Below are 17,388 nucleotides of genomic sequence, written 5' to 3' on the forward strand. Positions count from 1 at the left end.
TAAATCTTTTCGTAGGACTGGCTTGGTTATTGAAATGAGTTACGAGATAAGAGTTACGAGATAAGAGTTACGAGAGTAAAGCTTCTAGGGGAAAGTTAGCAAGTTGCTAGGTAGCAGCGATTTCACATCGCGTCAGATGGCTGAGGGCTAAAAACTCGTATTCATATTGCATCTGATGGCTGACAGCTGATGGCTGAAAGCTTTCTAAAAAATGCAGGCCATTTAGACCTGCACAGATATTTTTATTTAAGCTGCGTAAACCGCAAGTGGGTGTGTTGTGTTAATAGATACATGCACTGCATCACCAGGGCGAACCATCACTTCATGGCTAACACGGCTTGTCACTACAGTATCACACGCTAATTTAACCGCGCATAAACGGCTGCCACCTTCATAACGTACCCATGTCACTTTACCATTGCTAGTAGCTGCATTTTGAATAAGGTGAATATCATCAGGGCGAAGTAATACATCAACTTTTGCAGTATCATGATCAACCCTAATAGCTGGTGCATTACCTAAATCAGTGGTGGCAATATCACCTTCACAATTGCCGGCAATGAAACTTGCTTCACCTAAAAAACGCGCTACAAAGCGATTGCTTGGTAAGCTAAAACAGCGTTCAGGGGTATCTATTTGCTGAATAATCCCTTCTTTAAGTACACCAACACGGTCACCTACAGATAAGGCTTCTTCTTGGTCATGGGTTACCCAAATAGCAGGTACACCAGCATCTTTTAATGCATTACGAATATCCCAACGAAGGGTGTCTTTTAAAGCTGCATCTAAGTTTGATAAAGGCTCGTCAAGTAATACGAAGTCAGGTTCGTGAGCTAGTGTACGCGCAAGTGCTACACGCTGCTTTTGACCACCTGATAAGGTAGCGGGCTTTTTATCACGAAATGCTTCAAGACCCAGTAACTTAATCCAATGATCAGCTTTTGAGGTATCGGTTAATCTAAAGCAAATATTTTGCTGCACTGTTAAGTGCGGGAATAACGCAAAATCTTGAAAGACCATACCCACTTTTCGTTTTTCTGGTGGTACTTTTAATTTGGGTGTTGCACGCCATGAGCCTAAATTAATTTCGCCTTCGCTGATAGGAATAAGCCCAGCTAACGCTTGTAAAATTGTACTTTTACCACAGCCAGTTGGACCAACTAGCATGAGGATCTCACTTTCCCCAAGTGATAAGTTAAGTTCACTTACCACACGATTGCTACCATAATCGATAGACAGCTTACTAACTGATAGCATTAAACTGATCCTTAATGTTCTAATTGACTGCGCTTTTCGCCTGAGAGCATTATAGCTAAGCCACATGCTGATATCACTACTAACAAGAGCCCAGGAATGGCAGCACGACCGAAATAACCGGCTTCATAAACACGCCATAAATAAGTTGATAGGGTTTCAAAGCCTGTTGGACCAAGTAATAAGGTCGCTTCAAGCTCTCGCATTGATTCTAAAAATACCAAGGCGGCACCAGCAATGATACCGCGTAGTGTTAAAGGCAAGGTAATACGCATAAATGCTTCACGAGGGCTGGCACCTAATACGCGTGCTGATTTGATTAAACTCGAATCTAAGTGTTCAGTGCTGGTACGTACAGAGCCAACTGCCAGCGGTAAAAAGCGTAGCACGTAGGCAATCACTAATAATGCCAGAGTTTGGTATAAAAGCGGTAATTGCAGGCCACCATAAACAAGTGCAGTACCCATCACTATACCCGGGATACCAAATCCGAAATAAGTAACCCGTTCCATAATGCACCCTACTTTACCGCTTAGTGCAGCGTGCGCTACAGGCACAGCAACCACAACAGCGACAATAGCCGCGATGCCAGATGCATAAGCAGAATTCCACGCTATGCTGAAATCAAAATCAGCAACACCATCACGGGCAAGCCAAAGGGTAAAAATGGCTAACGGTAAACAAATAGCCAATAATAAAACCGGTAGAAAAGTTACCAGCATTGCTAACTTTTGCCCGTTAGATGGGAATAACATCAGCGGTCTACCGTGGCGCTCAGAAGCTGTTTTAATTTGTGATTCGATGAACAGTAAAAAGCCTACTATCACCATTAATTGTAGCGATAACATCGCTGCTCGGCTTAGACCAAAGGCGTTATATTCAACATAGATCACCCTAGTAAAAGTGTCTAAGCGCATCATCGCCGGTGTACCAAAATCTGATAAGGTATAAAGCGCAACCAGTAATGAGCCCGCTGCTATACCGTTTATTACACGCGGTAATATGACTTTAAACACACTCATCGGCATCGACATACCTAAAGTGCGAGCCGCGTTTACCATGCTGGCATCAAGGCTCAGTAAAGACGAACGCGTTGTAAGCATTACAAACGGAAACGTATAAAGCGTCATTACAATGGCAGCACCCGTTAAGCCATACATAGGCGGCGTTTCAAAGCCCAACAGCTGATTAATTTCACCACCGGGGCCAAATGCTGCATACAAGGTAAACGCGCCAATATAACTTGGAATAGCAAGCGGAGCTGCAAACAAAACAAGCCAAAGCTTTTTAAAAGGAAGTTGAACATAGGCACTAATAAACGCCAGAGGCACGCCAATTAAAATAGAGCCTAAAACAGTTAACACCATAAGTGATAAAGTGTTACCAAGAATTTTTAAATTGTGACTATCAAAAACAGCCGTCGCATCACTGGCTAAAGTGATCAGAATATAAACTGGCACTAACGCCAAAAGCGCTGCAAGCAGCGCCATGGGATAAGAAGCAGGTATGCGCATTATAAAACACCGCTACTGCGCATAAGGTCGAGTGTTGGCCTTAAATCTGCCAATTGAGTTAAATCGATTTTCGGCGGTGACACATCCGCTAAGGCTGGTAATCCTGCCGGCTGATCAATACCTTGGATCAATGGAATTTCGTAGGCTTCACGTGCTAAGTAGCTTTGTACTTCTGAGCTTAGTAAGTAGCGCATAAAGTTCATTGCGTTCGGGTTATCTGTCAGCGATAACACACCTGATGCATTAACTAAACAACCGGCATCTTGATTGGTAAAAGCAAGATCAAGGTTTGCATCTGGTTTACCTGATTTAAGACGTAAGGTGTAATAATGGTTTGCAAAACCAATATCAACTTCACCACGTTCAACGGCCATCACTACGCCAAGCTCGCCGGCATAGGTTTTCGAACGTTTTTGAACTTTCTTAAGCCATTTAGCCGTTTTATCTTCACCTTCAAGAATACGCATTGCCGTGACAAATGATTGGAAAGAAGCATAAGCCGGTGCCCAACCAATTGATAAATCGCTATCGGCAATAGCCATTATGCTATCTGGGATCTGATCTTTTGATAAACGATTAGTGTTGTAAGGTAATGTACGAATACGACCTGTCACTGGTGCCCAGCCCGGATAGCGAAACTGCGGTTGTAATTGCGCTTCTAAATCAGATGGTAAAGCTTTAGCTAAACCTGCATCCGTTACTAAGCCAATCGCACCTGAATCAACGGCCCAAAATAAATCAGCACGTTTAACACCCGCTTTCGCTTCAGCCACAATCATGTTGGCAAGCGCAGCAGTTGGGCCACGGCGAATTGATAAATTAAGTTTAGGGTTTTTCTTTTGGATTGATTGCAGTACGTTTTCGTACAAACCACCTTCACCACGGCCTAAATATAAGGTTAAGTCACCCTCTAGGGCGGGTAAGTCTTTCACTGAAATTGGGCTTGCAGCAGAGGCTGCAAAGGCACGAGAAAGAGGTAGCGGCATTGCGCCCACCACCCCAAACGCAGCCAGGCCTTGAATAAAGGTCCTACGCTTCACTAAAATACATCCTTACGTGCTTTTTCGGCTTCTTCTAGTAACACCTTAGCGCGATCTAGTTTTTCTTGCATATCAACAACCACTGCACGTACATGGTCAACAGACCCTTTGTCAGAAATAGCTTTAGGCAGGGTTACGTTAAAATCTTTTTCGAGAACTTCTACTAACTTCGCATCTTTTTCGATAAGTGTACCTTCAACACCTTCGAATAAGTGAAGGTAAGTATCGTGTACAATTTGGGTTGCTTCATCGCTTAAACGTTCTGCGTATTTTGCAACAACACGGTCTAATTTATGTTTGATCTCATCGATAGTAGCGCTTTGCGTCATTGTTTCAGAAGCAGTTGCTTTTACAGCTTTTAATAAGCCTTTTTGCTGGAAGTCGGCAGCAAGTTTAACAGCTCCAAGACCCTGCCACAAGGCAGCATTTAAGGCCTTTTGGTGCTTACGTACTTCGCTTGCTGGTTTTTTGTCATCAATGGCCATTTTGATACCATAAATGCCTTGCCAGATTGATGCATAAACCGGCACATAATTCGTTTCAATCGCACTGTGAAACTTTACTGATTCCCAGTATTCAATTAAATCATCGCTTTTAACTGCTTTTGCGCCTTTTGTTTCATAATCGGTAACCATGGTGTCAACTTTACCGATCATCCACTCAACGTCTTCTGAGTAATCTTTTAAATTTTCTTTAAGATGATTAACGTGCTCACCAATTGGGCCATTTGCCAATACAGGTTGGGCAATAAAAGTAGATGCTAATACTAGGCTAAGACCTAGTGTTTTAACGGTGTTTAACGCTAATTTCATAGGGGGGACATCCAAGTTTCTAATTGTAAATGATAGCCATTATCATATACGTATCGATTGTCTAAATCAATTGCTATAAAGCCTTGATTACAGAATTACACATTTTTATTTAAGTGATTGGAAAGCTTACTAAGAGTGTTCATAAATTGTTTAAGTTCTTGGCTATCTAAGTCACTCACTAAACCTGCTTGCCACGCATTTGCTAATGGCACAATTTGCTCATGCAAACGGTTCCCATCAACGGATAGTGATAACAAACTTGCGCGTTTATCCTTAGGGTTTTCTTTGGCTATTATAAGGTTTCTGGTCAATAGCGACTTTACTGCACGAGACACCGTTGATTTATCCATTTGTGCCATATCACATAATTCTTTGGCAGTGCGCTCGCCATATTGGGCCAAATTCGCAATTATCCGCCATTGTGGCACGGTTAAATCGAACTGCTGTTGATATAGCTCACTAAACTGCTCACTCATTTGCATTGCAATATTGGTTAATGAATAAGGTAAGAACTGTTTTAAATCGAGCGTTGTTTGCTTATCTGTCGTCATGGCTGCACTACTGTCAAATAATATTTACACATGTAAATTCAATGTAGTTTGAATTTAGTCTCACATGAGAGTATCTTACCTAAAACCTTTCAGGAGTCTAGTGATGAATAACGAATTACAATATATGACAGGCTTTGGGAATGAATTTGAAACCGAAGCATTACCCGGTGCATTACCTATCGGTCAATTCAGCCCGCAAAAAGTTAAATACGATTTATATGCTGAGCAGTTCAGCACAACGGCATTTACAGCGCCCCGTGCTGATAACCGTCGTACTTGGTTTTACCGCATTCGCCCGTCAGTAATACAAGGTGATTACACGCCAATTGATAATGGCCTTATTCGCACTGCTCCTATTACAGAAGTGCCAACACCCCCGACAATGCTACGTTGGGATCCAATCGAAATTCCAGCACAGCCAACTGATTTTATAGATGGTTTAGTCACTATGGCTGCCAACGGCAGTGCCAATGCACAAACAGGTATTGGTATTCATATTTATGTCGCTAATAAATCAATGCTACAGCGTTACTTTTATAATGCTGATGGTGAAATGTTATTTGTGCCGCAACAAGGTGAGCTATTACTTAGAACTGAGTGCGGGCAACTAACCGTTCGTGCAGGAGAAATTGCCGTAATTCCTCGTGGCATTAAGTTCGCAGTTGATTTGCTCACTGATACAGCCCGTGGCTACATCTGTGAAAACTATGGCCATGCCTATATTTTACCAGAGCGCGGCCCAGTGGGTGCCAATGGTTATGCCAATGACCGTGACTTCCACTACCCTGTAGCGGCTTTTGAAGATGTAGAAGGTGATTTCGAACTCGTAGCTAAATTCAATGGCAATATGTTCCGTTGTGATATTGGCCACTCGCCATTAGATGTGGTTGCTTGGACGGGTAACAGTGCACCTTACAAGTATGACCTTGCTCGATTCAATGTTATGAATACAGTAAGTTACGATCACCCAGATCCTTCAATCTTTACTGTATTAACATCACCATCGGGTACTGAAGGTGTCGCTAATATCGATTTTGCTATCTTCCCTCCACGTTGGATGGTGGCTGAGAACACATTCCGCCCACCTTATTACCACCGTAATATTATGAGTGAGTTTATGGGCTTAATCGAAGGTGTGTACGATGCCAAAGAGCATGGCTTTGTACCAGGTGGTTCTAGCTTACATAACTGTATGTCGCCACATGGTCCAGAAGCAGATGTATTCGAAAAAGCATCAAATGCTGAGCTTGAACCACAACGCTACGAAAACACTTTGGCATTTATGTTCGAATCGCGTTACGTTATATCACCAACTAAATATGCCCTTGAAGGTAAAGAGCGTCAGCCTAATTACACTGACTGTTGGCGCACTATTAAAAAACATTTCACAGGTAACCAGGACATATAATGAAACTTTATAGCTATTTTCGTTCATCAGCTGCATACAGAGTTCGCATTGCGCTTAATTTAAAGAACATTGATCACGAGTTAGTAACGGTTAATTTATTAAAATCAGAGCAACAAAGTGACGAGTACCTAGCTAAAAACCCACAAGGGTTATTGCCAGCACTTGAAACTGATCAAGGTGTACTTGCGCAATCGCTGGCTATTTTAGAGTGGTTAGAAGAAACTCATCCAGAAACGCCTCTTTTAACGGGTGATGCATGGCAAAAAGCTCAGATCCGTAATTTATGTTATGCCGTAGCGTGCGATATCCACCCTATCGATAATTTGCGTGTATTAAAGTACTTGGCTAACGATCTTGGTGTTGATGAAGAAGCAAAAACGACCTGGTATAAGCATTGGGTAGAAGTTGGCTTTGAGAGTATTGAAAAGCTACTTAATGAAGCGAATACTTTTTGTGTGGGCAACAAACCAACGCTTGCTGATGTGTGCTTAGTGCCGCAAGTATTTAATGCCTTGCGCTTTAAAGTTGATATGACCAAGTACCCTAAAATTGCTGCGGTATATGAGCAATGTAATAAGCTTGATGCCTTTATTGATGCTGCACCACAAAATCAGCCAGATGCAATTTAAGCTTTAAGATTTGTAGTTAAAAAGGCCCGAACACTTCGGGCCTTTTTTATTTGTTATCTAAGCGCTGAGTTAATCACACTCACATGGTTTATTAAATCGAGCCCTAAGTCGGTTAAGTAGCCCCCATCAGGACTATCTGTAATACCTTTATCATAAAGACGTTTTGCTGCATCTTTAATTGAGCTTTCGGCATCGGAATGAATTTTAATTCCCTGCATTTGAGAGTTGCGAGGAAATTTTGCAAGCAGGGTTAGTTCGTCGATCATATTTTTATCAAATTGCATGTGTTCACCTTTTTATTATTTATTCCTTGTCATAAGCTTAGTGTAGTTATACAGATCTGCCCAACGGGAGGCGTATTTTGTTAAAGAAAATTTTACTGTTAAGTACTTTGTTTACTTTAGGGTTTCTAAACCAAGCACTAGCAAAGGAAAAACCACTAATCGTACTTGATGGTCAAGAGGCATTAAACAATCAAAAAGTGTGTTGGTATGAAAATAAACGCTATACCGAAGGTGCCTATATTGCCGTTGGCGATATTACGTTAATTTGCACTGCTAAACAGCCTAATTTTTCAAACAGTGATTTGGCTTGGCTCAGACTAAATGCTAATGGCGAGATTATTTACCCTAAACAAGCGAAAACGATTCACGTCAATTAGCTTAAAACGCACAGATAGGGTACTATTGCGCGGTTGCAAATAACCTAAGATTTATCATGGACAATCAACCAAATAATCCGTTACATGGCGTTAAACTAGCCGACATCGTTACTAAACTTGAAGAAAAACTTGGTTGGCAAGGTATGGCAGCGCACGTAGACGTACGCTGCTTTCAAAATGACCCAAGTGTGAAGTCGAGTCTTAAATTTTTACGAAAGACCCCTTGGGCACGAGAAAAAGTAGAGCAGTTATATATTGATACCTTTATCGATAATGACCAAGCTGATGATGGCACTTTCCAATGGAAAAGCATCAAAAGGTAACCACTTAATCTTCAGCTGCTACAATCACCGAAAGCGATTTCGGTGATATCTCCACCTCTAGTTTATCTGCAGTTTTAACTTCACCATCAATAACATAGGTCAACCCTTTTTCTGCGCTTACTGTCACTCGTTTAGCATTTGTGTGGTGACTGTTAATAGCAAAACTAGTTTGCGTAATACTCGAGAACACTAACTCCGCAATACTTAAAGTACTCGCTTTAGAATCGGCACTAGGTGTTAGCCAGTTAACATCAAGTAAACCATCTTGGTGATCTGGCTGACCTGCAGATTGAGCAAGTAAAGTAGTAAATGGCGCTGCGTTGGCGATGATTAAACTGGTGGTATTGATTGTTTGCTCATCGTTATTATCAAGAGTAACAACATAGTCTTGCGCTTCATGCTCACCTAATGCTTGCCAAAATCCTTGTAAATAAGCTAATTGCCCAGACTCATTTTTAGCATCACGATGGGCTTTTTCAATCATCTTTTGTTCAAAACCAATTCCTGCAAGTAATAACATACGCTCGCCATTACACACAGCGGTATCTATCCGACTCGCCTGCCCTTCAATTATCAGCTCACAAGCCTGCTCAACCGGAATAAGCTTCGATTGTATACCCATCAACACATGAGCGAGCGCATTGGCAGTACCTAAAGGAATGATACCCAGTTTACACTCTGTATTTACAAGTACACTTGCCACCTCTGTTACTGTGCCATCGCCACCACAGGCGATGACTACATCAGGGTTCAATTCAAGTGCTTCTTTGGCCAACTCAGTACCATTTACCTGTTCTGACGTGGTGTAAACAGTTAAATCGTAATACTCAGACAAACGAGAGGTAATTTGCTTACGTTTAGCTTCCCACAGTTTTGTACCAGAAACAGGATTAGCGATGAGCACAGCTTTATTTTTGATTAACAAGTCACCTCTACGATGGCGACGCACAAGATGACGCAGCTGGCGCTTGTTTAAATTTGCAGTTTCTCTAGTTTCTTTAATTTGTGCGAGTACTTGGTGTACATCGGCATCTTTGTTTTGGCTAAGTAAGTAAGCTGCCATCACAAAAACTGAACGGCCACGCCCTAAGGCGCAATGTACTACGACACGTCTATCTGCTTTTACTTGATGGTCAATCCAATTAATCGCTTGGTGTAGTTGCGCGCGTGTTGGCACGCTATGATCAAGTACAGGGATATTTAAATAACGAATATTCTCTTGCGTAGAAGACCATTCAAGGCCATCAAACTCACAAGTTACATCTAAAATAGCTGTAATACCCATTTCTTTCATGGTGTCTATATCTGAAGGAAATAAACGACAGGCTAAAAATAAATGCTCATTAATTTGTTGTAATGGTGGCACTTTATCGTGTTTTCTCGACCAAGCATTGTAAAGTTGTGCACCCAATAAAAATGGAATAAAAGCCCAACGAATATAGATAGGAATAACGCCATTTTCACGTTTTCTAAAAATACGTGCAATATTAAAAAAATATGCGCCACTAACCAAAAGTAACGACAAAGCCGTCCAATAAAAAAACAGCGCAAAGTAAACAGTTTCTACCCGAATAGCCGCAATTATAAATACAATCGCTAAAGCTAAGTAACTAAATGCTGCCCACATAATCACTCCTTGTTATTCTAATTGCATACCACGTTGCAAGTTTCACTCCAGTAAAAGCCGTTCAATTACCCCTACTGGCTATTTAAAATCAGTAACTTAGCATTTATAAAAAAGCTTACCATTTTAGTTTAGGACATTTTTTCACAATTTTATGAATAACTTACAATAATTTACATAGAACCAATTTGATAGATTTGCCAAGTACTCTTTCCCTGCTAGTCTAAGTTAAAAGCCATGCCTAATAATGACAGGTTTTTAGTAGAGCTTTCGTTAAAAATTTAAATCAACCCGAGCCTAATTCGTTATGAAATACGATGACCAAACGCTACTTAATTTACTTGCAGCAGAATATGTTTTAGGCACTTTACATGGCCATGCCCGAGATAGATTTAGCCGCCTAATGCGTACCTCTCCTCGAGCCCGATACGCAACCTCCTTATGGCAAAGACATATAAAAAACCTAGAAAACGCGATTGAATCTAACCCACCTGATCAGCAAGTTTGGGATAAAATAACAAAACGGATTGACCCACTTTTTTTACCAACACAGAAGAAAGCAAAAGAACCTAAATATGGAATATTTAAGGCTTGGGCTGCTATTGCAACAGCGGTTTGTATTGTGTTGGTATTAATTACTTGGCAACCGCAAGAGTCGTTTAGTGATAAAATAAATCACTCGGTAACGTTTTATGACTCAGCAAATAAGCCAGTTTGGAATTTAGATATAAGCGATCACAGTATTTTACTTAAAGCAGCTAGCGGCATGAGTTTACAAACTGATTATGATTACCAGTTGTGGATCCGTTTAAAAGGCTACCCGAGCGCCATCCCTATTGCTTTACTACCAAAATCAGATAGTAAAGAAATTGCCCGAAATGCATTATTTAAACCACAAAATATCACTTTACTTGCAATAAGCCGTGAGCCAATTGGCGGCTCACAATCAGGTAGCCCAAGCGAAATTATTTATACAGCCGTACTCGATGCGAACTAATCATACACAGACTAGAAACAATATAAATACGAGCAAAGCCATTATTTCTAAGATAAACGACCTATTCGATAAACCTTTGTACTTGCTATAGTTACAGCCTCTTTTTATATCCGCTTTAAAAAATAGGCGGTAATTCGAGTATTAGACTCATCTCCTTGTATTATCTTAGGAATAAAAATGAAAAAGTCGTTGTTGTTTACGCTATTTCTATTAATTTTTAGCTCTATCTGTCACGCCCACCAGCAAAGCACCGCTTATCTTAATTTAGAACAACAAACGAGCAATAAGCTATTGCTAGTAGGCTCTTGGCAAGCCTCGGTGAATGATCTCGATAAAGCGCTCAACTTCGATAAAAATCAGGATAATGTAATTACATGGCATGAAATTACATCACAGCAGCAAGCAGTATTAGACTATCTAAATAGCCATTTTAATGTGTTACAACAAAATCAAAGCTGCAAGGTCACGATTGATGGTGCACTCAGTATAGATAACCACTTTAATCAGTCGTATATCCATGTGCCACTACAAGTTGATTGTCCATCTGATAGTTCTATAACAGTTAATTACACAGCCCTATTTGATATAGATGAGCATCATCAAGCAATTGCTGCCATTGCTAAATCAAGCCGCGTATTTGAACAAAATACGCCAAAACAAGTTATAAACTTTAAAGAGCAAAGCTTCAGCACAACGTTTATTAAATATGTACATCAAGGCATATTACATATTTGGATGGGCACCGATCATATTTTGTTTTTAATCGCGCTATTACTGGGCTGTGTGTTAGTTCGTAAGCAAGGCGAGTGGCAACGTGTCGAGTCTAAAAAACAAATTCTAATTGATACAGCTTGGATCATCACCGCTTTTACACTTGCTCACTCAATTACCCTAACAGCGACTGCTATGAATATCATATCGCCAAACACCCGATGGGTAGAATTAGGTATCGCGCTTTCTGTATTATTTGCTGCAATAAATAATATTTGGCCAATGATTGTGCGCTTAGGCTGGATCACATTCTGTTTTGGACTATTACACGGTATGGGGTTTGCGAGTGTTTTAGGTGAGCTTGGTTTATCAAATGAATACCAGCTAATGAGTATTTTAGCCTTTAATTTAGGGGTTGAGATTGGTCAACTGGTTATTTTAGCAATTTGTTTACCACTACTAATGCTACTTAGAAATAGTCCCTGGTACAAAAAAGCCATTATGCCAGCAGGTTCAGTGCTAATTGCCATTATGGCAATCCAATGGTCTATAGAGCGCTTTTAATAAGCGCTTTATTCAAAGGGTAACAATAAGGTTTTCATTGTTGGACGTAGCGCTTTAAGTAACTCATGAATATCTAAATCAGGGTTGAGCATTTTGCGCAGTAACAAGCCACCCATTACTGAAAACATCACTTCAATACGGGCATTCACTTCTTCAAGTGCAGTACCTTGTAATGGCCCTCTTTCACCCACTAATAATTCACGCATAGAATCACGAGCGTGGCTATCTGACTCACGTAATAAGTTAGCCACTTTTTCATTGCGTGCAGCTTCGGCGAGCATTTCTAAATCAAGCGCACCTTGATTCAAATCGGTATGGCGCTCAACGCCTCTACCTAGACCATCAAGCAATACAGTGACACGATCGCCGGGTTTATCAGCAAACTCTTTAAAGATTGAGAACATTTCTTCCATATCACGCTCAACAATCGATTCTATAATCGCTTCTTTACTGGCGAAGTAATTGTAGATGTGGCCAGCACTCATACCCGCGGTTTTAGAAATTTCGGCCATTCCCGCGCCATGATAACCCTTACGTCGAAAACAATCCGCTGCGGCACAAAGCACTTGATTACGTCTTGCCTCAGCAAGCGCAGGGTCATTGTGTCTTTTCGTTTTTTGCGTCATGGTTTCTCCAAGCTTTACTGACTAGGGTTAACTTTAATTTAAACAAGGTTTACAGGATCTTAATCTTTGAGGAGAGTCAAAACAACTAAGAACCTGCAAAACCTTAAATAAATTATGCTTTTGCTGATTTATTGCACAGTTTTTTGTGCGTTCCAGCCGCCACCTAGTGCTTTATACAAATTAATTTGGCTCGCCAGATACGCTTGCTTACCCAAAATTAACTGTTGTCCTGCACTGTACCAATTTCGTTGTGCATCCAATACTTGCAAGTAGCTGTCGGCGCCTTTTTGAAAACGTGCATCCGATAAAGTAAAAGATAGCTCATTACTTTGATACAAGTCATTCAGGGCATCTAGCTGATGCATATAACCTTCACGGTCAGCAAGGGCATCAGATACTTCTTTAAATGCCTGTTGAATGGTTTGCTCGTAACTGGTTATAGCTATTTCTTGCTGAGCTTTTGCAACATCGAGATTAGCTTGATTACGACCCATGTTAAAAATAGGCAAGTTTACCGAAGGCACAAAGCTCCAAGTCCCAGAACCTGAATCAAAAAGATTACTCAAGTCAGCTGAAGCTGTCCCCGCATTCGCGGTTAAACTGATGCTTGGATAGAAAGCCGCTTTTGCCACACCAATGTTTGCATTGGCAGCCAATAAATCATGCTCTGCAGCTTTGATATCAGGTCGCTGAGTCAATAGCTCAGACGGTAACCCTACTGGCACATCAGGCAAACTAAGTACATCATCTATACTTTCACTCGGTAATAAATCTGCAGTGACGGTTTTACCCACTAGAAAATCGAGGGCATTTTTATCGCGCTTTAATAAACGCTGATAATTTGCAATATCGACCTTAGCGGTTGCTACTGTACTTTCAAGTTGCGATAGCGTTAACTGAGAAGCAGCACCTAGAGCAAATGTTTTACGGGTTAGCTCTAAAGACTCCTGCTGAGACTTTAAAGTCTCGTTTGCAAGTGCCAAAAGCTCTTTGTCCGTCGCATAGTTAAGCCATGCATTCACTAATTCTGAAATCAAACTAATGCGCACACTAGTCAAACTGTATTCAGCCGAATATAGGTTTTGTAATGCTTGCTCTGATTGGTTGCGTACTTTGCCCCAAAGATCAATCTCATAAGCGGTTAGGCCTACAGTTGCTGAATAGTTTTCAGAGATAGTTGCTTGACCAGTACCAGATAAATCTGCCGGAAGACGCTGACGTGTACCCGATGCATTTAGGTCTATGCTTGGGTAAAGCGCTGAATCTTCAATCTGGTACATTGCTCTAACCTGCTGCACATTCAGTGCAGCAGTTTTAATATCTTTGTTGTTTTCCAGCGTTAGCGCAATCAACTGTTGAAGTTGCGCATTACTGAAAAATGACTGCCAATTGAGCGCATTTATATCGCCCGCTGTCCCTTGGATATCATAGTTTTGAGCAACGGGTAATTCACGTTGCTCCCTATCTGGCGCCATATTACAGGCAGATAACATAAGTGCAGCAACAGACACTGAGATAAGTTTTGCTTTCATTATGCCTGCTCCTCATTAGTTGACTTTGTTTTGCCTGGGAATACTCTGCGCACCAGTACAAAGAACAACGGCACAAAGATTACTACAATGGTCGATGACGCAAGAGTACCGCCAATAACAGCAATACCGAGTGCGTTTTGTGCACCTGAGCCTGCACTTGATGCAATTGCCAGTGGTAGTACACCACACACAAATGCCATTGATGTCATAAAGATTGGACGTAAACGTAGACGAATAGCTGCTACCGCGGCATCGACAAGTTTCATACCTTCATCCATTTTATGAATAGCAAACTCTACAATTAAGATGGCATTTTTTGATGCCAGACCTATGGTGGTTAATAGACCCACTTGGAGATAAATATCGTTTGATAAATTAAATACAAATGACGCAATCGACGCACCAAATACACCAAGCGGTACAATGAGCATAACTGCAGCAGGAACTGACCAGCTTTCATATAACGCCGCTAAACATAGGAATACCACCAACAATGAAAGTGCATAAAGTAATGGCGCTTGACCACCACTTAAACGTTCTTCATATGAAATTCCTGTCCATTCGAACGATACGCCCGGTGGTAATTTCTTAACCATTTTCTCAACTTCAGCCATCGCTTGACCAGTACTGTAGCCCGGTGCAGCCGCACCTTGGATTTCCATCGCTGAAAAGCCGTTATAACGCTCAAGACGTGGTGAGCCATATGTCCAATAAGAATGAGCAAAGGCAGTAAATGGCACCATGTCACCATTGGCGTTACGTACATACCACTCATCTAAGTCTTCTGGCACCATGCGTGATTCAGGCGTACCTTGTAAGTACACTTTTTTCACACGACCACGGTCAATAAAGTCATTTACATAGCTACTACCCCAAGCCGTTGATAACGTATTATTGATATCTGCTTGAGTAAGACCTAATGCTTCGGCTTTTGCCAAATCAATATCAAGCTCTAGCTCAGGTTTATCTTCTTGACCATTTGGACGTACACCTGATAACACCGGGTTTTGTGCAGCCATACCTAAAAACATGTTACGTGCTTCAAGTAGTTTTTCGTGACCTAGACCAACCCTATCTTGTAAGAACAAGGTGAAACCGTTTGCAGTACCAAGCTCAACAACCGCAGGAGGTGGGAAAGCAAATACGAACGCTTCTTTAATCGTTGAGAAGTATCCCATGGCTTTACCCGCAACCGCACCGACGGTTAGATCAGGACGCTGACGTTCATCCCAGTGTTTTAAACCCACAAAGCCGATTGCCGCGTTTTGACCAGAACCTGCAAAGCTGAATCCTGTTACCGTAAAGATAGACTTAACCGCTTCTGATTGTTCTTCTAAGAAGTGATGTTCCATCTTTTCAACAACTTTTAAAGTTTGCTCTGTTGTTGCACCGGCAGGTAAGCTTACTTGGTTAAACAAAATACCTTGGTCTTCATCTGGTAAGAATGCCGATGGTAATTGTGAGAAAATAAACACCATGCCACCCACGATTAAACCGTAAATAAGTAAGTAGCGTTTACTGTGCTTGATCATGCGAGACACAAAACCTTGTGTACCCGAGTTCGTTCTGTCAAAACCACGGTTAAAGCCAAGGAAGAAACGACCAAATAAAGACTTATCGTTATGTACATGACTTGGTTTTAGCATTGTCGCACATAAAGCTGGCGTTAAAATCAATGCAACAAGCACTGATAAACTCATCGCAGTTACCAAGGTAATTGAGAACTGGCGATAAATAACCCCTGTTGAGCCTGGGAAGAACGCCATAGGCACAAATACTGCAGAAAGCACCATCGCAATACCAACAAGGGCACCTTTGATTTCATCCATTGATTTACGTGTTGCCTCAAGAGGAGATAAGTTCTCTTCGGTCATTACACGTTCAACGTTTTCAACCACGACGATTGCATCATCTACAAGCAGACCGATGGCAAGTACCATCGCAAACATGGTTAAGGTATTAATTGAGAAGCCAAACACTTGCAAGATAGCAAACGTACCTAGCAATACAACAGGTACTGCAATAGTCGGAATAAGTGTTGCTCTGAAGTTCTGTAAGAATAAGTACATTACCAAGAACACCAGCACAACAGCTTCGATTAGAGTGCTGACAACTTTTTCAATCGAAAGTGATACGAATGGTGTCGTATCGTAAGGAACAACCGTTGTTAAACCTTCAGGGAAGAAAGGCTCAAGTTCAGCAAGGGCCGCTTTTACGCCATCTGCTGTATCAAGTGCATTAGCACCACTGGCAAGCTTAACACCTAAACCTGATGCCGGTTTGCCGTTAAAACGCGCAACAACACCGTAGTTTTCACCACCTAATTCAACATCAGCAACATCACTTAAACGAACAACTGAACCATCAGCATTGGTTTTTACAAAAATATTTCGAAATTGCTCAGGTGTTTGTAAGCGGCTTTGTGCAGTTACCGTTGCATTTAATTGTTGGCCACTTACTGCTGGCAACGCACCTAATTGACCTGCTGAAACTTGCGCATTTTGAGCACTGATTGCAGCACTAATATCAGCAGGAGTTAATGAGTACTTCAGTAATTTAGCTGGGTCTAACCAAATACGCATTGCATATTGAGAGCCAAACAGCTGCACTTCACCTACACCGTTTACACGCGAGACAATATCAAGCACGTTTGATGAAACATAATCACCGATATCGATGTTGTTCATACTGCCGTCTTCAGATACAAAGCCTACAACCATTAAGAAGTTACGAGCAGATTTTGCAACCGACACACCTTGACGTTGTACTTCTTCTGGTAATAACGGTGTTGCAAGCGACAATTTGTTCTGTACTTGAACCTGTGCAATATCAGGGTCTGTATCTGCACTAAAGGTTAAGGTTAACGTCGCTGAACCGTTAGACTCAGAGTTGAAGACATGTAGAGCAAGCCATCTAGCCCTTTCATTTTTTGTTCAATAACCTGTGTAACCGTATCTTCTAGAGTACGGGCCGACGCACCAGGGTATGTGGCTTGAATACTAATTGCAGGTGGTGCAATTGATGGATACTGCGCAACCGGCAAACTTCTAATTGCTAAGATACCTGCCAGCATAACAACGATAGCAAGCACCCAAGCAAATATGGGCCGATCAATAAAAAATCGTGACATTAAGTTTCTCCG

At 41.4% G+C, this 17,388-nt stretch carries 15 protein-coding genes and 1 pseudogene; 6 read left to right on the forward strand and 10 right to left on the reverse strand.

Features of this window, described 5'->3' with window-relative positions:
* Positions 1-246: 246 nt before the first annotated feature.
* The 5 genes from AADY36_RS18660 to AADY36_RS18680 form a co-directional block, all read right to left on the reverse strand.
* The gene (locus tag AADY36_RS18660; protein ID WP_054563066.1) at positions 247-1,257 is read right to left on the reverse strand and encodes an ABC transporter ATP-binding protein; all 1,011 of its coding nucleotides are present in this window, start codon (positions 1,255-1,257) and stop codon (positions 247-249) included.
* A gap of 11 nt (positions 1,258-1,268) precedes the next feature.
* Positions 1,269-2,768: an ABC transporter permease gene (locus tag AADY36_RS18665; protein WP_342409458.1), complete on the reverse strand. Its 1,500-nt coding sequence runs from the start codon at positions 2,766-2,768 to the stop codon at positions 1,269-1,271.
* A complete protein-coding gene (locus AADY36_RS18670; protein WP_055021864.1) occupies positions 2,768-3,808 on the reverse strand; it encodes an extracellular solute-binding protein in 1,041 nt (346 codons plus the stop codon). The genes AADY36_RS18665 and AADY36_RS18670 overlap by 1 nt, the downstream gene beginning before the upstream one ends.
* On the reverse strand, positions 3,808-4,620 hold the full coding sequence (locus AADY36_RS18675; RefSeq protein ID WP_055021863.1) for a hypothetical protein: 813 nt from the start codon (positions 4,618-4,620) through the stop codon (positions 3,808-3,810). Before AADY36_RS18675 ends, AADY36_RS18670 begins: the two co-directional genes overlap by 1 nt.
* Before the next feature lie 95 nt (positions 4,621-4,715).
* The gene (locus AADY36_RS18680) at positions 4,716-5,171 is read right to left on the reverse strand and encodes a MarR family winged helix-turn-helix transcriptional regulator (protein WP_055021862.1); all 456 of its coding nucleotides are present in this window, start codon (positions 5,169-5,171) and stop codon (positions 4,716-4,718) included.
* Between the two features lie 103 nt (positions 5,172-5,274).
* Between AADY36_RS18680 and hmgA the strand changes: the two genes are divergently transcribed.
* Together hmgA and maiA are read left to right on the forward strand one after the other, a co-directional pair.
* The gene (gene hmgA, locus AADY36_RS18685) at positions 5,275-6,579 is read left to right on the forward strand and encodes a homogentisate 1,2-dioxygenase (protein WP_054563061.1); all 1,305 of its coding nucleotides are present in this window, start codon (positions 5,275-5,277) and stop codon (positions 6,577-6,579) included.
* Positions 6,579-7,208 carry a maleylacetoacetate isomerase gene (gene maiA / locus AADY36_RS18690; protein WP_054563060.1) on the forward strand — a complete coding sequence of 210 codons (630 nt, stop codon included), beginning with the start codon at positions 6,579-6,581 and terminating at the stop codon, positions 7,206-7,208. The genes hmgA and maiA overlap by 1 nt, the downstream gene beginning before the upstream one ends.
* Before the next feature lie 53 nt (positions 7,209-7,261).
* Here the strand turns inward: maiA and AADY36_RS18695 are convergent, their stop codons facing one another.
* On the reverse strand, positions 7,262-7,492 hold the full coding sequence (locus tag AADY36_RS18695) for a TIGR02647 family protein (protein ID WP_054563059.1): 231 nt from the start codon (positions 7,490-7,492) through the stop codon (positions 7,262-7,264).
* Between the two features lie 77 nt (positions 7,493-7,569).
* On the opposite strand from AADY36_RS18695, the gene AADY36_RS18700 reads away from it, so the two are divergent.
* A complete protein-coding gene (locus AADY36_RS18700; protein ID WP_054563058.1) occupies positions 7,570-7,869 on the forward strand; it encodes a DUF1496 domain-containing protein in 300 nt (99 codons plus the stop codon).
* A 56-nt stretch (positions 7,870-7,925) separates the two neighbouring features.
* The gene (locus AADY36_RS18705) at positions 7,926-8,192 is read left to right on the forward strand and encodes a VF530 family protein (protein ID WP_054563057.1); all 267 of its coding nucleotides are present in this window, start codon (positions 7,926-7,928) and stop codon (positions 8,190-8,192) included.
* Positions 8,193-8,196: 4 nt separating this feature from the next.
* Here AADY36_RS18705 and AADY36_RS18710 read toward each other — a convergent pair whose 3' ends face one another.
* Positions 8,197-9,819, reverse strand: a complete 1,623-nt coding sequence (locus tag AADY36_RS18710; protein ID WP_054563056.1) for a diacylglycerol kinase family protein — start codon at positions 9,817-9,819, stop codon at positions 8,197-8,199.
* 304 nt (positions 9,820-10,123) lie between these two features.
* On the opposite strand from AADY36_RS18710, the gene AADY36_RS18715 reads away from it, so the two are divergent.
* Both AADY36_RS18715 and AADY36_RS18720 read left to right on the forward strand, forming a co-directional pair.
* The gene (locus AADY36_RS18715; protein ID WP_055198857.1) at positions 10,124-10,813 is read left to right on the forward strand and encodes an anti-sigma factor; all 690 of its coding nucleotides are present in this window, start codon (positions 10,124-10,126) and stop codon (positions 10,811-10,813) included.
* Positions 10,814-10,990: 177 nt separating this feature from the next.
* Positions 10,991-12,088 carry a HupE/UreJ family protein gene (locus AADY36_RS18720; protein ID WP_342409459.1) on the forward strand — a complete coding sequence of 366 codons (1,098 nt, stop codon included), beginning with the start codon at positions 10,991-10,993 and terminating at the stop codon, positions 12,086-12,088.
* Positions 12,089-12,096: 8 nt separating this feature from the next.
* Here the strand turns inward: AADY36_RS18720 and AADY36_RS18725 are convergent, their stop codons facing one another.
* The 3 genes and pseudogenes from AADY36_RS18725 to AADY36_RS18735 all read right to left on the reverse strand — a co-directional run bounded on the left by AADY36_RS18725 (position 12,097) and on the right by AADY36_RS18735 (position 17,376).
* The gene (locus tag AADY36_RS18725) at positions 12,097-12,714 is read right to left on the reverse strand and encodes a TetR/AcrR family transcriptional regulator (RefSeq protein ID WP_058584303.1); all 618 of its coding nucleotides are present in this window, start codon (positions 12,712-12,714) and stop codon (positions 12,097-12,099) included.
* A 128-nt stretch (positions 12,715-12,842) separates the two neighbouring features.
* A complete protein-coding gene (locus AADY36_RS18730) occupies positions 12,843-14,246 on the reverse strand; it encodes an efflux transporter outer membrane subunit (RefSeq protein ID WP_342409460.1) in 1,404 nt (467 codons plus the stop codon).
* A pseudogene (locus tag AADY36_RS18735) lies at positions 14,246-17,376 on the reverse strand (efflux RND transporter permease subunit). The gene AADY36_RS18730 and the pseudogene AADY36_RS18735 overlap by 1 nt, the downstream one beginning before the upstream one ends.
* Positions 17,377-17,388 lie beyond the last annotated feature (12 nt).

Origin of the sequence: Pseudoalteromonas sp. D15MCD-2, assembly GCF_038562745.1 — a bacterium.
Classification (GTDB): domain Bacteria; phylum Pseudomonadota; class Gammaproteobacteria; order Enterobacterales; family Alteromonadaceae; genus Pseudoalteromonas.

What these genes read in the sequence shown, in the direction of transcription:
- AADY36_RS18680 (WP_055021862.1), bottom strand. Translation starts at nt 5,171, where the DNA reads ATGACGACAGATAAGCAAACAACGCTCGATTTAAAACAGTTCTTACCT.
- AADY36_RS18725 (WP_058584303.1), bottom strand. Translation starts at nt 12,714, where the DNA reads ATGACGCAAAAAACGAAAAGACACAATGACCCTGCGCTTGCTGAGGCA.
- AADY36_RS18660 (WP_054563066.1), bottom strand. Translation starts at nt 1,257, where the DNA reads ATGCTATCAGTTAGTAAGCTGTCTATCGATTATGGTAGCAATCGTGTG.
- hmgA (WP_054563061.1), top strand. Translation starts at nt 5,275, where the DNA reads ATGAATAACGAATTACAATATATGACAGGCTTTGGGAATGAATTTGAA.
- AADY36_RS18665 (WP_342409458.1), bottom strand. Translation starts at nt 2,768, where the DNA reads ATGCGCATACCTGCTTCTTATCCCATGGCGCTGCTTGCAGCGCTTTTG.
- maiA (WP_054563060.1), top strand. Translation starts at nt 6,579, where the DNA reads ATGAAACTTTATAGCTATTTTCGTTCATCAGCTGCATACAGAGTTCGC.
- AADY36_RS18730 (WP_342409460.1), bottom strand. Translation starts at nt 14,246, where the DNA reads ATGAAAGCAAAACTTATCTCAGTGTCTGTTGCTGCACTTATGTTATCT.
- AADY36_RS18720 (WP_342409459.1), top strand. Translation starts at nt 10,991, where the DNA reads ATGAAAAAGTCGTTGTTGTTTACGCTATTTCTATTAATTTTTAGCTCT.
- AADY36_RS18715 (WP_055198857.1), top strand. Translation starts at nt 10,124, where the DNA reads ATGAAATACGATGACCAAACGCTACTTAATTTACTTGCAGCAGAATAT.
- AADY36_RS18710 (WP_054563056.1), bottom strand. Translation starts at nt 9,819, where the DNA reads ATGTGGGCAGCATTTAGTTACTTAGCTTTAGCGATTGTATTTATAATT.
- AADY36_RS18675 (WP_055021863.1), bottom strand. Translation starts at nt 4,620, where the DNA reads ATGAAATTAGCGTTAAACACCGTTAAAACACTAGGTCTTAGCCTAGTA.
- AADY36_RS18695 (WP_054563059.1), bottom strand. Translation starts at nt 7,492, where the DNA reads ATGCAATTTGATAAAAATATGATCGACGAACTAACCCTGCTTGCAAAA.
- AADY36_RS18705 (WP_054563057.1), top strand. Translation starts at nt 7,926, where the DNA reads ATGGACAATCAACCAAATAATCCGTTACATGGCGTTAAACTAGCCGAC.